Genomic DNA, 15233 nt, shown 5'->3' with positions numbered 1-15233 from the left:
CTTTGCTGGTTTGATTACTTATAAATTTAGTGCTTTTTAGTTGTTCTCGTAAATAGTAATTGTACCACTATCTTCGTTAGAAACAACTAGTAAGTCTTTGCCTGTAGGGCTATCATTTGCATCAATTATTAATAAGCCTTCTGGAGCTTCATCACCAGAATGAGAAAGGATTTGTAAAAATTGAGGAGATGTAGGATTTGTAATATCATACACTAAAACCTGATCGTTTCTTTCTAAACCTACAAATAAAATATAGCGCTCATTACCAAGGTTTAATATTTCTACACTTTCTGGTTCTGCACCTTTGTCATCACTTCTTTTATCACCATCATTAAATCTATCTGGTGTTAAAGCCAACGTTTCTGTTGCAATACTATTTCCGCTATCATAAACTAAACTTCCGTTTGCAGACCAAATACTAAAAGAACGCGCTCCGTAGCTAAATAATTCTTCTACTTTACCATCATTATTTGCATCACCTAAAGTAGTTGTAGTTTTTAAACGACCTAAATTTGTTTTATTTAAATAATCATTTGCAGCAGGAAAAACGGTTTCATCTAACGTTAAATCATCCATTCTTACTTCTTCGCTAAAACCGTCGTAATCTCTAGAATCACCTTCGTTTGCAGAAATAATATATTCTACCTCATTAATTTTTACATACACAATTGCATCTGGCATGTAGATACCTTTTACTGGCCAGTTTTTTAACTCGGTAACATCATCTTTATCACTTGCATCAATAGAATTATTTGCTAAAGAATAGTCTTTATAACCTAAAGGATAAATATTATCGATGCTTTTTGTAACAAGGTTTATTTTAGCAATTCCGTTGTTTTCTTGCAAAGAAACCCAAGCTGTTTTAGAGTCTTCTGAAATTGCTACGTATTCTGGCTCAACATCTTTTGCTAAATCTGCATTAGGGCCAAAAACTCTAAATCCGTTGCTTTCTAAAGTTGTTTCTTGATCATTGAAAGCTGTAAAATCTAAAGTAGTTACCGTATTATTTTCTAGGTTGATGATACTTACACTTCCTTCAGGATCATTTGTATAATCATCACTTGGCTCTCCTTCATTGGCAGAAACAATTGTTTTTCCATCAGGAGAAAAGGTAACCATATCTGGTAAAGCACCAACGGTATATTCATTTAATAAAGAATTATCCGAAGTGCTAAAAACTAAGATTTTTCCAAGATTTTGTTTTACATGATTTTCTACAGCTACGGCTAATTTACCATCAAAAACAGCAACACTATTAGGAGAGCCATATGCATCTAAATTGATAGATGTTTCTTTTATTGGAGCATTTAAATCGCTAATGTTATTGATAGAGATTTCATTCGATTCAACATTAACTGTAAACAATTTTTTTGATGTTTTATCAAATGCAGTAATTTCTGATGCGCCTTCATCACCTACATTTATGGTAGTTTTGTGTTGAAAATTAACAGAGGTGTTTACCGGAGGTGATATAGGATCGCCGGTTTGTTGGCAACTAATTGCTATGGTTATTAAGGTTCCTAAAATAAGTTTTTGTAAAATTTTCATTATTTGGTTTTTATTTTTTGCAAAAGTGCTTCCAAATCTTGAAATTAGTGTTAAGAGAATTATAAGTAAATATTAGTATTTTGGTCTGTTTGTAAAGAAAAAGATTGTTTTTTGCTTGAATTTTAATTGATTTGTTAACAAAACGTAATTTTTGATTACTTTTAAAAAATAATATATAACCACATGAGTGTTAAAGAAACCAGAAATAGCGATCTTTTTTTACGTCCGAGGTTTTCTATAGATCTAGAAGAAAATGCTGATGAGTTATTAAAAAGAATTATAACATATCTAAAAAGTGATGCTTGTGTGTATAGGAGTAGCGTGGCAGAAAAGCATGTTTTTATTGATATACCTGTTAAGAAAAGTCATTTTTGGTCTCCACAATTGCATTTTGAAATTGTAGCGAAAAATGAAAATTCATCAACCATAAAAGGTTTATTTGGACCAAAACCACAAGTTTGGACACTTTTTATGTTTGTTCACTTTGTTGTGGCAACGTTGTTTTTAGGCTTTTCGGTGTTTGCTTATGTAAAACATCGTTTGGGTGAAAACTTGGTGTTTCCTATTGCTGTTTTGGTAGCATTGCCATTAATATGGTTGTTGCTGTACTTTTTAGGAAGTATAGGAAAAGAAACCGGTAAAAACCAAATGAAAGAATTACACGATTTCTTAATAACTATTATCAATTGTTAGTTTTGGTTGTAACCAAAACGTTTTAGCTGCGTTTTATCACTACGCCAATTCTTATTTACTTTTACATATAGTTCTATAAAAACTTTTTTCTCAAAAAATTTCTCTAAATCTTTTCTTGCTTCTGCTCCAACACGTTTAAGGGCAGATCCTTTATGACCAATAATAATTCCTTTTTGAGTTTCTCTTTCTACCATGATAATAGAACGAATTCTAACAATGTTTTCTTCTTCTATAAATTCTTCTGTTTCTACTTCTACAGAATACGGAATTTCTTTTTTGTAATGCATTAGAATTTTTTCTCTAATTTTTTCATTTACAAAAAATCGTTCTGGTTTGTCTGTTAATTGGTCCTTCGGATAAAAAGCAGGACCTTCTGGCAATAATTCTTTTATTTTTTCGAAAACGGCAGGAACATTAAATTTTTCTAGCGCAGAAATTACAAACACTTCTGCATTGGGAACTTTGTTTTTCCAATATTCGATTTTTTCTTCTACTTCTTCTTGAGAAGACTTGTCTATTTTGTTTAAAAGTAGAATAACCGGAATCTCACTATGGATGATTCTTTTAAAGAAAGCTTCATTTTTTAATTCTTTCTCACCAACTTCTACCATATATATAAGTACATCTGCATCTTCAAAGGCAGATTTTACAAAATCCATCATAGAAGATTGTAGTTCGTAGGCAGGTTTTAAAATACCTGGAGTATCAGAAAACACGATTTGATAGTCGTCTTCATTTACAATTCCTAAGATTCTATGCCTCGTAGTCTGTGCTTTAGCTGTAATGATAGATAATTTTTCACCTACCAATGCATTCATTAATGTTGATTTACCTACGTTAGGATTTCCTATAATATTTACAAAACCTGCTTTATGCGTCATGCTGCAAAGATAATTCCTTTTTCTATTTGATTAGAATTTAGAAGATTAAAAAATAATTAAAAAAAAATCAAAAAAAATTTGGTTGGTACTTACTTTCTGTTGTATATTTGCAGCCGGAAATAACGGGTCGAGTTTATGAATCGAAAGTTAAAAGCTAAGAAGTTATTTTTGAAATTACAACGCGGGATAGAGCAGTAGGTAGCTCGTCGGGCTCATAACCCGAAGGTCACTGGTTCGAGTCCAGTTCCCGCTACTACTTTAAATCTTTATAAAACAACAGTTTAGTTCGCTAAACTGTTTTTTTATGCAATCAATTTACGAATTTATTACCTTTACGTCTAAAATTGAACACGATTTGGAACACGCTGGATCAAGTCAAAAAGGATCAAGTCAAAAAGTTGTGGGATTTTAGGATTAGGCAAAAATAGTAGTAAGTCTATATAAGAAAAAATCGACATTTCTGACGCCTCTAAACTGAGTTCTAAAGGCTTTAATTTTAGCATTGAATGATTCCGCAGAAGCATTAGTACTTCGGTTATCAAAATAGTTTAAGATATTTTTATAATGTATGGACATCGTTCTAGCTATCGTGTTGAAGCTTTTAAACTGTGCTTGTCTTACTTTTTCATCCCATTTAGCAAGTCTTATAAGTGCTGATGTTTTATCTGTAGTGTTATTGAATATCCAAGATAGATTTTGGCATAACTTGTATGCTTTCTCTATATCAGGATATTTTTCAAACAGTATTTCTGCTCTTATGGCTTGATTTTTAGTCCATTTACTGCTGGACTTATATAATAGATATCTGCTTCTAGCTAATAGTTGTTTAAGTGTATCTCCATTAGGTAATAGTTTTGGGGTGTATTTTAAAGATTTACTTCTGGCGTTTTCAATGGCATCATTCTCAGTATCAATCGCTTCCCATCGATGTTTAATTCTTATTTCTTGCAGTGCATCTAATGCTAATTTTTGCACATGAAAACGATCTATTACTAAGGCAGCGTTTGGAAAGGATTTCTTGACTATAAGCCCCATATTTCCCGCCATATCTAAGGTTACTTCCATAACTTTCTTCCTATGTTTTAAAGGAATTTTATGAAGTATTTTTATGACAACTTCAGCTTTAGTTCCTTTGATCATGGCTACTATTGCGCCTTTCTTTCCTTTAGCTAATTTATTTGTTATTATGGTATATAAATCACCGTTAGAAAAGGCAGTTTCATCAAGTGATAAGTGAGTCCCAAAATTCTTTGCAAACAATAACCAGTCTGTTGCGTGCTTCTGTTGATCCCAAGCTTTAAAATCACTTAAATAATCTTTATACTGTCTTTGTAAACTTCTAGGGTTTACGCCGTAGAAATTAGCTACAGTAGTAGTGCTAGTAGCGTTATTACTGACTGATATCTTTTAAAAAAGCAGCAAATTCACTAGTTATTCTAGTACCTTTTGCTACTAATTGCCAATCTCTAGTAACTACTTTTTTAGAATTTTCTTCAACCCAACGTCGTCTAATAACGTGTAGAAAAACGTTTTTACCTCGAATTGGGAAATCTTGAATAGTAGCTTCAGGAAAGAAACCTTTAGAACTTAATTTAAGTGCTTTAAATTCTTCTGGAATTGTATTTAATTCTGTGAAATGGAAATGAAGTTCTCCATTTTTAACTTCGTGTTTCGTTAGTTTAAAATAGTCAACAAGAATTTCTGGTAATAATAGTTTTGTTAGTTCAATTGAAGTATCCAAAATAGAGGTTTATTAGAAAGCAAAGTTCATGCTTTTTAATTTACTCCACAACTTTTTGTGTTGATCCCAAAAATAGTAGTAAGTCTATATAAGAAAAAATCCACATTTCTGACGCCTCTAAACTGTGCTCTAAAGGCTTTAATTTTAGCATTGAATGATTCTGCTGATGCATTCGTACTTCGATTATCAAAATAGTTTAAGATGTTTTTGTAATGTATGGACATTGTTCTAGCTATAGTATTGAAGCTTTTAAACTGTGCCTGTCTTACTTATTCATCCCATTTAGCAAGTCTTATAAGTGCTGATGTTTTATCTTTAGTGTTATTGAATATCCAAGATAGATTTTGGCATAACTTGTATGCTTTCTCTATATCAGGATATTTTTCAAACAGTATTTCTGCTCTTATAGATTGATTTTTAGTCCATTTACTACTTGATTTATATAATAGATATCTGCTTCTAGCTAATAGTTGTTTGAGTGTATCTCCATTAGGTAATAGTTTTGGGGTGTATTTTAAAGATTTACTTCTGGCGTTTTCAATGGCATCATTCTCAGTATCAATCGCTTCCCATCGATGTTTAATTCTTATTTCTTGCAGTGCATCTAATGCTAATTTTTGCACATGAAAACGATCTATTACTAAGGCAGCGTTTGGAAAGGATTTCTTGACTATAAGCCCCATATTTCCCGCCATATCTAAGGTTACTTCCATAACTTTCTTCCTATGTTTTAAAGGAATTTTATGAAGTATTTTTATGACAACTTCGGCTTTAGTTCCTTTGATCATGGCTACTATTGCGCCTTTCTTTCCTTTAGCTAATTTATTTGTTATTATGGTATATAAATCACCGTTAGAAAAGGCAGTTTCGTCAAGTGATAAGTGAGTTCCTAAATTCTTTGCGAACAATAACCAGTCTGTTGCGTGCTTCTGTTGATCCCAAGCTTTAAAGTCACTTAAATAATCTTTATACTGTCTTTGTAAACTTCTAGGGTTTACGCCGTAGAAATTAGCTACAGTAGTAGTACTAGTAGCGTTATTACTGACTGATATCTTTTAAAAAAGCAGCAAATTCACTAGTTATTCTAGTACCTTTTGCTACTAATTGCCAATCTCTAGTAACTACTTTTTTAGAATTTTCTTCAACCCAACGTCGTCTAATAACGTGTAGAAAAACGTTTTTACCTCGAATAGGGAAATCTTGAATAGTAGCTTCAGGAAAGAAACCTTTAGAATTTAATTTAAGTGCTTTAAATTCTTCAGGAATCGTATTTAATTCTGTGAAATGGAAATGAAGTTCTCCATTTTTAACTTCGTGTTTCGTTAATTTAAAATAGTCAACAAGAATTTCTGGTAATAATAGTTTTGTTAGTTCAATTGAAGTGTCCAAAATAGTGGTTTATTAGATTGCAAAGTTCTTATTTTTTAATTTACACCACAATTTCTTGTATTGATCCAATAACTATGGCACGAAGACCAATATTTCTATACTTAGAGATATCTTTTAAAACGGAAGCACCTTTTACCAAGGATGCCAATATGAGAGGAATGGCTATTAATTTTAAAAATTTTACAAAAATATTCCCAATAGGTTGTATCCAATTGTCTATAAATTGCGGCCCCCAATCTACTTGAGTTAATGCTAAACTAAATAGAATACCAGCAACCATTCCAATCATTATTTGCCAATGCAGCTCAAGTTTTTTCATATCCTATTTTAAATTATTTATAAGCCTAATTATTTAAAGAAATCTCATATAACACAGACATCTTTAAGAACTTCTATGACGCATATAAGCAAAACAAAAACAGCATTATTCTCTTATATTTTTATCTCTAATAAATTATTTGAAGGGTTTACATCTGGAAATGTATCAGTAACTAACTCTACAGAAATCAAATCTTCCGCATTTATAATTTCTATTAATATGTTAGACTTTCCTGATGACCAAATTTCTGGTGAATTATTAATAATCGATGTTTTATTATTCGCATAGGTTAGTTTTAAAGACACTGGTACTGGCAAGCCTCCTATATTTTCTATAACGACCTTTGAGCTCTCTATTTTAGTTAACGCCAAATCGGCATAACCATATTCAAAAACCCATTTTTTCCAAAACCAATTTAAATTTTTTCCACTTACATCATTAAAAGTGAACATAAAATCAAATGGTGTTGGGTGCTTACCTTTCCATCTATTTAGATACGTTTTTAAGCAAATTTTAAACAGTTTTTCTCCTAATAAATGTTCTAAAGCCAAATACATAAAAGCCGGTTTACGATATGATTGTTGAAAATGCATATTTCTAACCACCATATAATTTGAAGGGCTAAACAAAGGGGTTTCCCATTGCTTACCTGCGCTTCTATTATAACTACTTATAGCACGATTTAATTCATAATTTTCAAATGCTGTGTCTCTGTAAAAATCTTGGCAAAACTTAAAGGTTAAAAATGTTGCCCATCCTTCTTCCATCCAAGAATATTTCACCTCGTTTATTCCCACCCAATGTGGTAAATATGTATGTGCTAATTCATGAAACGTCATGAGGTTATTACTTATTTCTCTGTTTGAAAAACCGTTATTTGCCATCATTGGAAATTCCATACCATCAAATTCAGGCACACCTATAAATGATGTAAAGCTATTGTATGGATAAGCCACACCAGGTAATTTATTCGATAAATATTGAATACTTTTATTTTGCGTATTTAAAAGATCTCTAAGATTTTTTTCATCTTTATGACTATAAACAATATTGGACGAAACAACCTTATTTTCAACAGCTGTTGCATTTGCTACCCAGTTAAAGTTATTAGTTACACCAAATCCAAAATCCCTAACATTTTCAGCTTTAAAAAACCATGTAGCTTCGGAATTTAGAGCTTTACTCGTTGTTTTATGATTTAAAATATTGGTGTTTTCAGGGCTAGTTTTTGATAACACGTAAGCAGAATATTCTTCTGAACTAAATACATCTTTAGGATTCAATAAATCTCCGGTCGCAAATACGTAATTCCCTTTAGGTACTTTAATTTTTACATTAAAATCTCCAAAATCTGTATAGCATTCTTGGGCGCCTGTATATTCATTTTTATCCCAACCATCAATATCATCATAAACTGCTATTTGAGGATACCAATACCCCATAAAAGCACTTTCACCATCGTAAGCTCCTATTTTATTAACATAAATTGAAGGCATTTCTGTCTCCCAATCCATAGAAAATTTTGTAGTTGAATTGGGAGGTATAGGCTGATTGAATTCTAACGTTAGGAACGTTGAATTATAACTAACAGATATATTGCTGTTTTTATTCTTTTCCTTAGTAGCATGGGCTAAGTTACTCACCGATGCATCCATATTTAAATTAACAACTTCACCATTTACCATTAAATTTGAAATAACCATACCATCGGTTAAATTTTTTAGAGGAATTTTATTAGCACGCACTCCTCCCTTTTTATAGTGATTAGGATACATTTTAATAACAATTTCCGACAAACTATCTGGACTATTATTAGTATATAATATGGTTTGTTTTCCTATAATTTTCCAACTCCCAGGAATTATTTCTGCCTCTATAACATAGTTACCAGAATTTTGCCAATAATGCTCCCCTAGATTTCCATTATGAGCGCGTGTTTTGTTTTTATAGGCTTCTTTAAACTCCCTAGGCATATACAAAGACTCTTGGCTATAAACAGTTATAGTTAAAAAGATAAAAATTATGCTGCTAAATAGTATTCTCATTTATATCTTATTTTAATTTAGATAGGTTTAAACTTACTGAATAGAAAAATATTATTCCGCTCTGGTTATTAAATACGCCCTTTCATTATTTAATACTGAAATTATTTTATCAATTTGGCCTGGGCTAAAATGTCTTCTGCATAAACCAGCAGAATCTGCTCTTGTTCTTCCTGATGAAGTCATAAAGTTAAAAGTATCTGGATTGTATTTTACACCAATAGGATCTGTTTCTGTTCCAATATAAACACAATCTCTCATGTTGGACTCATTAAGACCTGGTGAAGCAGGTGTGTCACAAATTTTATCACCTGCTTCAGCACAATTAGACCCGTCGACTAACTCAATTCTTCCTTGGCTATCTTTAAAATCATCATCTGTATGATAAAGTCCAAGGTAATGTCCTATTTCGTGCGTTGCTGTTGCAATATTTTGAATTTCTACAGAAGATGCACTCAATTTTATATTATTACCCTGATTTGGAAACAGCGCTGTTGCGCCCAATCCGCCGATAATTTCTCCATTTCGTCTATTTAATAATTTGATAAAATAAAATATATTTAATGCTTTCTCGTCTTCGAACGGCGCTAAAAATTTACTTTCCGTAAAATCATCTTGTTTCACAAACTCGGTATTCCATTGCGTATTATCAATAAATTTTATGGCTTTAGTAAAAAATTGAATTTTTCCAGATTTATAGTTTCCGTTTATATCGCCCATCATTTTTTTAATACGCTGTTCAGAAACGGCTGCATTATTACCATTGTTATTTCTAGATATATGATGTACAACGGGTATTCTTAAGGTATCCTTAGAGATGACATTAACAGTATTATTAGAAATTTCGTATTCTTTCCTTAAATCTTGTCGTGCTTCAGACCCGTCATTTTTTTTGCAGCTCGAAATTAGCGAGAAAAAAAACACAAGAACGTATATCGTTTTTGTTATATTCATGCTTTAAACTTTTTACATTTTTTTATACCATCGTAATTAATACTAACCCTCACATCCAGTATTTTAATCTTCAAAAAATGTTTCTAAAAATTCATACCGATTAGGTATATTCTCTATTACCCAATTTTCAATATTTTGAGATAATCGTCTTGGATAATTAACCATAGTATATACGAATATAGCTGTTTCAGGTATGTCTTCTACGTTTGGATTATCCTCCGCATATTCCGTTACAAAAATGCCATCTGCGTTTTGGGCATTTTTCCAGGCTGTACTTGTTCCATACCTTTTTTCAAAATAAACATGTACAGTTTCATGAAAAACCGTTTCTTCGAGTTGATTATCCGCTATTCTTTCATCTATTCTCTCATCAGAGATGAAGAAAAATTTACCATCGGGTTCAGCAGAAGCTCTACTCTCACCAGAAAATACGGCTACATGATTTAATTCATCCCTCATAAAAACAGGTAACTTACCTAATTTGTCTGTTAATTTATTAGCATACTCGGTGGCCCGTTGCAAAGTTCCAAAATTACTACGGCACCAAATACCAATTTTTTTACCACCAGTAAACGTCGCTTCAAAAACATAAGCGTTTGAGTCTAGTGTGGGATCTACCCCAGGTATTTCTTTTTCAAACTGTCCTAAATAATCAATACTTAAAAATGTGTCTGGGTCTGTAGACTTTATATAATCGATACCAGTGCCAGATACCGAAAACTCAAATAAAGGTGTATTATCTCCCTCATTGGTATTTTCGCCATCACCACCATTTTCTTGATTTTTAAGATCATCTCTTACAAATATTTTTTCATCTGAGGTACAATTAGTAAATACTAATATTATCGACAGATAAAAAATACTACAATAACTATTTAATTTCATAATTTATATTTTTATTAAGCTATTCTTTAAAAGAACATTTCTAAAAATTTATATCTATTGGGTATATTAATTTTTATCCATTGTTCTATTTCCTTTGATAATCTGTTTGGATTTGTTTTCATGGTGTAAACAAATAATGCCGTTTCCGCAATATCTTCTTGATAGGGTTTGCTTTTAGCGTATTCTGTGATGAATGCTTTATCTGTGGCCTGATTTTTTTTCCACATTTTACTTTTCGCATATTTTAAATCGAATGTTACGTGGCTTGTTTCATGAAAAACCGTTTCTTCTAAATCGTTATTGCGTATTCTTGTATCCATATTATCGGAATACAGCACAAAAAAACCACCCACATCTTCAGCAAAAGCCGTATGATCTCCGGTATGAATCACGACATGGTTTAAAGTATTACGCATAAATGACGGTAACTTACCCAACCTACTTGTTAATTTATCTGCGTATGCTTTGGCTTTTTTCTTATTACCAAAACTACTGTGCAACCAAATTTCAACAGATTTATCATTGGAAAAATGAGCTTTAAACACATAAGTGCCATTATCAATTAAACCTTCATCTGAAAGTCCACCTGGCATTTCTTTTGTATGTTGACCAATGTATTTAAGATTTAGAAATGCATCATTATCGGTTTCTCTAATAAAATCTATTTCTGTTGCCGTAATAGAGGTTCTAAATAAAGGTTTTGTTTCTTCCTTTATTTTATGAGCAACTTTAGACATATCATTTTGCGACGAATCGTTTCGTTGTATATTTTTACACCCCACTACAAGCGCCATTAAAGAGGTTATGACAATATATTTTTTCATTCTTTCGATACTTTATTAATTTATCTATTTATTTTATTTACAAGGCTTCAAAAAATATGGTTCCCGTAGTTTCGCTTCCATCTGAAGTTTTTGTTAAAGTAAATTGAGACAGTTCTATAAATCCTTCGGAATTTGAGTAACTTCCAAAGGCTTTAAATGTATATTCAACGGTTCCACTATCCGATTCACATGTAAAGGTTTTTTCGGCTATAATAACTTCTGATCCGCCATCTTCTTCTCCAAAGAATACCCCTAATTCAAAATCATTATTACAACCTAGGTTTAAGAAATCTCCAGAAAGGATATATTCATTACAGTTTTCTGGATTTTGAGTTAATTTTCCATTACCAAAACTTTCGTTTCCATCAATATTTACAATGCTACTATATTCTCCTTCAAAACCACACCTATCTCTTTCATCTCCAACACCATCTGTAATTTGTTCGATAAATAAGTTTCCTGTAATACTTTCTCCATCTCCTGTAAGGGTGTAGCCAAAAAACTCCATAAACCCATCATTACCACTAAAAAAACCAGTGGCATTAAACGTGTATTCTACGGTATCTCCGGCTTCATTAGTACAATTAAAAGTAGCATTTTCAATAATAGCGTTTCCTTCATTTCCGCCTTCTACAAAAGGCTCTAAGAATAGTATAAACTCTATATTTTCATTGGTACATCCTAAATTTAAAAAGTCTCCGCTTATAGATATTTCGTTACAACTTGGTAATAAAGATGCTACTATAATGGTTTCTCCATTGTTTGAGTCTCTGGCTTGTAGTTCGCCTTCAAAATTACTAAAATCGAAATCTAAATTACAACCTTTATATGGGTCTGTACCATTAATAAACTCGTCTATATTAGATATTCCATCATCATCACAATCTGAACTTCCCCATATGTCATTATCAGAATTAAAACCAACATATCCTTTTTCTTGTTCTGGTACACATGGGTTTTGTGGTGCCTCATCCAAGAAATCTGGCACCCCATCTCCATCGGTATCGGTATCCTCGTTTACGTAGGGATTACGCGTTTTATCTTCAAACTCATCTCCATTTGATACCCCATCACCATCACAATCTGCGTTTTGCCAAGCAGCATTAAAAACATTGAAATTAGTATATGTACCGTCTTTAACAGGTAAACATGGATCGTCAGGAAATTCGTCTAAACTATTAAGCACGCCATCACCATCATTATCCGCTGCGCTACTTATAAATTCATGATTATCTATACACGAATAGTTGAAAACCATTGTGAAAATAACTAACACAAAAGGCCATTTTATATTTATATTGTTTTTCATATTTCTTGTTATTTTTGATTATAATGGTCTAATAATGAGTGTTCCTGTAGTAACCCTTTCATCATCTGGAATATCGTCTCCTAGTTGTGTAATGATATATGTTAACTCTACCGTTCTAGAAGCACCAGCGTAGGTTCCTATGCCTTCTATTGTAAAGGTTCTTGAAGATACCCTGTCTTCTGCTAAGCAAGAATACTCTGTACGCTCTACAAATACTCTACCATTTGATGATGTTTGATCTACAGGCTCAAAAAAGAATGGTATACTCACATTATCATTAAAACATCCTTGATTAAATATACCGCCACCAGTGAATGAGATGGTGCCGCAATTTCCTCCAATAACACCTATAGTTACACCTTCTCCGTTGTTAGAATCTACCGTTCTTAACTCTCTGGCGTAATTTTCTAGCTCGAAGTTAAATATGTCGTTACACGGTAAATTTGGAAAAGGATAAGGCGATCTTCCAGCAGCAACTTCATCACCATTAGAAATCCCATTACCATTACAGTCTCCAGCTGCCCAAACTTCGTTCTCCGCATCGAAACCTTGATACCCAATAAATTGTTCTGGTAAGCATGGATTATTCGGGTCTGAATCTACATCATCACGAAGACCATCACCATCGGTATCTCCTATTGATGATTCATCAAAATAAGGATTACTACCGCTATTTAATTCATCTATATTAGAAATCCCATCTTGGTCACAATCGGCTTCACGCCAAATACTATTATATGAATTGTATCCGGTATAATTTACATCTTGTAAAGGTAAGCATGGGCTGTTTGGGTCGCTGTCCATGCTGTTTTCTATACCATCTCCGTCTGGGTCGTTTAAATTTCTACGAATGGTTACGTTGGATATTTTTGTTTCTTGTAGTTTTTTAACTTCAATAACTAGATTAACTTCGTCTGTAATATCTGAGTTAAAAAACTCTGGGTTTTCAACAATTATTTCTCCGTATCGCAACCCCAGTACAACACTATTTTCGGGTACCTGAGAAATTAAAGAAAATGTTACTTCGCCTTTGTTTGAGTTTCCTTTTAAAAAGCCTAGGGTATCTAGTTTTCTAACTACAAGTGGTGCTTCAATTGTAAAATCTTCAGTGTTTACTGATACCTCTGAGGTATTATCATTAGACTCATCACAAGAAAAGGAAATGGATAAGATAAATATACCTATTATAAATTTTAATTTTTTTTTCATAATTATATCTTTTATATTCTCGACTTACTGTCTTGGATTTTGTTCTATTTCTGGATTGGCCTTAATGTAATTGGTTGCTATAGGTAATGCCCAATTAAGACTGTTTGGAGTTAAGGATGCTGTTTCTCCATTAAAGCTATGTGTAACAGTTATGTTGGCATTATCAAAACGATTGTAACGTTTAATATCAAAAATTCTTAATGTACTCATTGCTTTTTCTCTTCTAATTTCATCTTTTACAAAAGCAATTAAATTATCTTGGTTTGTTATGTTAATAGGTGAATAAGTTCCAGTTTCAAAACGATTAACTCTTAAAGTATTTAAATCGTTATTTGCAGCATCAATGTTTCCTAATCTAGCATTACATTCGGCGCGCATTAAATAAAGGTCGGCGGTTGTTAAAGATACATTGGTGTTATTATTAGCTCTATGGGCAACAAATACAGGGTTTTCTATCTCTGCAAAGAAATAGGTTTTAGCATCTGCAAACCATTTTTTTCTTTGATCGGTATCATCATACAAGCTATAAAATTCTGGTGAGGTAACTATGGTAAATCCTCCAGAATCTTTAAACCAAATTAATTGTTCGTCTTGAACAGCCAAAGGATACGCTAATACATTTGCATCTCTTGGGTCTGCACTGTCATTATTAATATCTCTTAGGTTGTTTTTTAAAGCTAAACCTTTATTTACTGCTTTTAACGCCTCTTCGTATTTAGCTTGGTAAATTAAAACTCGTGCTAAAAAGGTATAGGCTCCAGCTTTAGATGGTCTAAAACTTAAGTTTGCTGGTTGTAAATCTGGTAAAGCATCTATGTTATTATTAATATCGTTAAGAATAAGATCATAAACCCCGGCAACTGACGCTCTTGTAAAGTCTGATCCTTCTAGCTCAATACCTTCTCTTATAGGTACTCCTAAATCTCTATCTGCCGTTTCAGGATTGTAATGCACACTGTAAATATTTACTAAATTAAAATAAGCAAAGGCCCGTTGTAAAGACGCATCAGCTCTAATTTCTGCAATAGCTTCTGGGGTACCATTCTCTACCGTTTTTAAACCTTCAAGCACTACGTTTGCAACGTAAATTTGATTATAATATCTAATCCAATTGTTATCATCGCCATTTTCTGTAGAAATCTGTTCTTTAAATAAATACAGATTTATTTCTTCTGGACTTATACCAAAACTAGCTCGTACCTGTTCTGTAAGTAAGTAATTATCGCTGGCGATAATGGTAAAATCATGATGCGTACCAAAACCTTGCGTAAAGTTTACATTTGGGTCTGGTTCTACTTGATCTAATAAAGCTCTAAACTCTTCAACTTTAGAAGGTATTACCTGTCCTTTTGGTTGAAAATCTAAGAAATTGTCTCTAGTACATCCCGTTAATACGATCGATACTAATATAATAATGATATATTTTGTAGTTTTCATAA

General features: G+C 32.3%; 14 protein-coding genes, 1 tRNA gene and 1 pseudogene. 2 read left to right on the top strand and 14 right to left on the bottom strand.

Annotation, left to right across the window (positions count from 1 at the left end; genetic code table 11):
• Positions 1 to 36 precede the first annotated feature (36 nt).
• Complete coding sequence (locus tag WG951_RS08780) at positions 37 to 1548, bottom strand: choice-of-anchor I family protein (RefSeq protein WP_105050160.1); 1512 nt, start codon at positions 1546 to 1548, stop codon at positions 37 to 39.
• A gap of 183 nt (positions 1549 to 1731) precedes the next feature.
• On the opposite strand from WG951_RS08780, the gene WG951_RS08775 reads away from it, so the two are divergent.
• Positions 1732 to 2241 (top strand): GTP-binding protein, encoded by a 510-nt coding sequence (locus WG951_RS08775; protein ID WP_105050161.1) that lies wholly within the window; start codon positions 1732 to 1734, stop codon positions 2239 to 2241.
• Here WG951_RS08775 and era read toward each other — a convergent pair.
• A complete protein-coding gene (era, locus tag WG951_RS08770; protein ID WP_105050162.1) occupies positions 2238 to 3122 on the bottom strand; it encodes a GTPase Era in 885 nt (294 codons plus the stop codon). The two genes, WG951_RS08775 and era, sit on opposite strands and share 4 nt — an antisense overlap.
• Positions 3123 to 3302: 180 nt before the next feature.
• On the opposite strand from era, the gene WG951_RS08765 reads away from it, so the two are divergent.
• Positions 3303 to 3375 (top strand) — tRNA-Met (locus WG951_RS08765).
• 161 nt (positions 3376 to 3536) lie between these two features.
• Here the strand turns inward: WG951_RS08765 and WG951_RS08760 are convergent.
• From WG951_RS08760 to WG951_RS08705, 12 genes and pseudogenes are all read right to left on the bottom strand, one after another.
• Positions 3537 to 4526: an ISAon1 family transposase gene (locus tag WG951_RS08760; protein WP_340916159.1), complete on the bottom strand. Its 990-nt coding sequence runs from the start codon at positions 4524 to 4526 to the stop codon at positions 3537 to 3539.
• On the bottom strand, positions 4513 to 4863 hold the full coding sequence (locus WG951_RS08755) for an ISAon1 family transposase N-terminal region protein (RefSeq protein ID WP_158838929.1): 351 nt from the start codon (positions 4861 to 4863) through the stop codon (positions 4513 to 4515). The genes WG951_RS08760 and WG951_RS08755 overlap by 14 nt, the downstream gene beginning before the upstream one ends.
• Positions 4864 to 4898: 35 nt before the next feature.
• Positions 4899 to 5915, bottom strand: a pseudogene (locus WG951_RS08750) (ISAon1 family transposase).
• Positions 5902 to 6252 (bottom strand): ISAon1 family transposase N-terminal region protein, encoded by a 351-nt coding sequence (locus WG951_RS08745; protein WP_105050163.1) that lies wholly within the window; start codon positions 6250 to 6252, stop codon positions 5902 to 5904. Before WG951_RS08745 ends, WG951_RS08750 begins: the two are co-directional and overlap by 14 nt.
• Positions 6253 to 6292: 40 nt before the next feature.
• Positions 6293 to 6571: a cation:dicarboxylate symporter family transporter gene (locus tag WG951_RS08740; RefSeq protein ID WP_105050164.1), complete on the bottom strand. Its 279-nt coding sequence runs from the start codon at positions 6569 to 6571 to the stop codon at positions 6293 to 6295.
• A 113-nt stretch (positions 6572 to 6684) separates the two neighbouring features.
• Positions 6685 to 8616 (bottom strand): M1 family metallopeptidase, encoded by a 1932-nt coding sequence (locus tag WG951_RS08735; protein WP_146105301.1) that lies wholly within the window; start codon positions 8614 to 8616, stop codon positions 6685 to 6687.
• 51 nt (positions 8617 to 8667) lie between these two features.
• Positions 8668 to 9567: a zinc-dependent metalloprotease family protein gene (locus WG951_RS08730; protein WP_105050166.1), complete on the bottom strand. Its 900-nt coding sequence runs from the start codon at positions 9565 to 9567 to the stop codon at positions 8668 to 8670.
• Between the two features lie 63 nt (positions 9568 to 9630).
• A complete protein-coding gene (locus WG951_RS08725; protein ID WP_105050167.1) occupies positions 9631 to 10452 on the bottom strand; it encodes a hypothetical protein in 822 nt (273 codons plus the stop codon).
• 26 nt (positions 10453 to 10478) lie between these two features.
• Complete coding sequence (locus WG951_RS08720; protein WP_146105302.1) at positions 10479 to 11276, bottom strand: hypothetical protein; 798 nt, start codon at positions 11274 to 11276, stop codon at positions 10479 to 10481.
• Positions 11277 to 11313: 37 nt separating this feature from the next.
• Complete coding sequence (locus WG951_RS08715; RefSeq protein ID WP_146105303.1) at positions 11314 to 12585, bottom strand: hypothetical protein; 1272 nt, start codon at positions 12583 to 12585, stop codon at positions 11314 to 11316.
• A gap of 18 nt (positions 12586 to 12603) precedes the next feature.
• Positions 12604 to 13794 carry a hypothetical protein gene (locus tag WG951_RS08710; RefSeq protein WP_105050170.1) on the bottom strand — a complete coding sequence of 397 codons (1191 nt, stop codon included), beginning with the start codon at positions 13792 to 13794 and terminating at the stop codon, positions 12604 to 12606.
• Positions 13795 to 13818: 24 nt separating this feature from the next.
• On the bottom strand, positions 13819 to 15231 hold the full coding sequence (locus WG951_RS08705) for a RagB/SusD family nutrient uptake outer membrane protein (protein WP_105050171.1): 1413 nt from the start codon (positions 15229 to 15231) through the stop codon (positions 13819 to 13821).
• Positions 15232 to 15233 lie beyond the last annotated feature (2 nt).

Origin of the sequence: Polaribacter butkevichii (assembly GCF_038024105.1) — a bacterium.
GTDB lineage: Bacteria > Bacteroidota > Bacteroidia > Flavobacteriales > Flavobacteriaceae > Polaribacter > Polaribacter butkevichii.
This window is presented reverse-complemented; position numbering and strand designations above follow the sequence as displayed.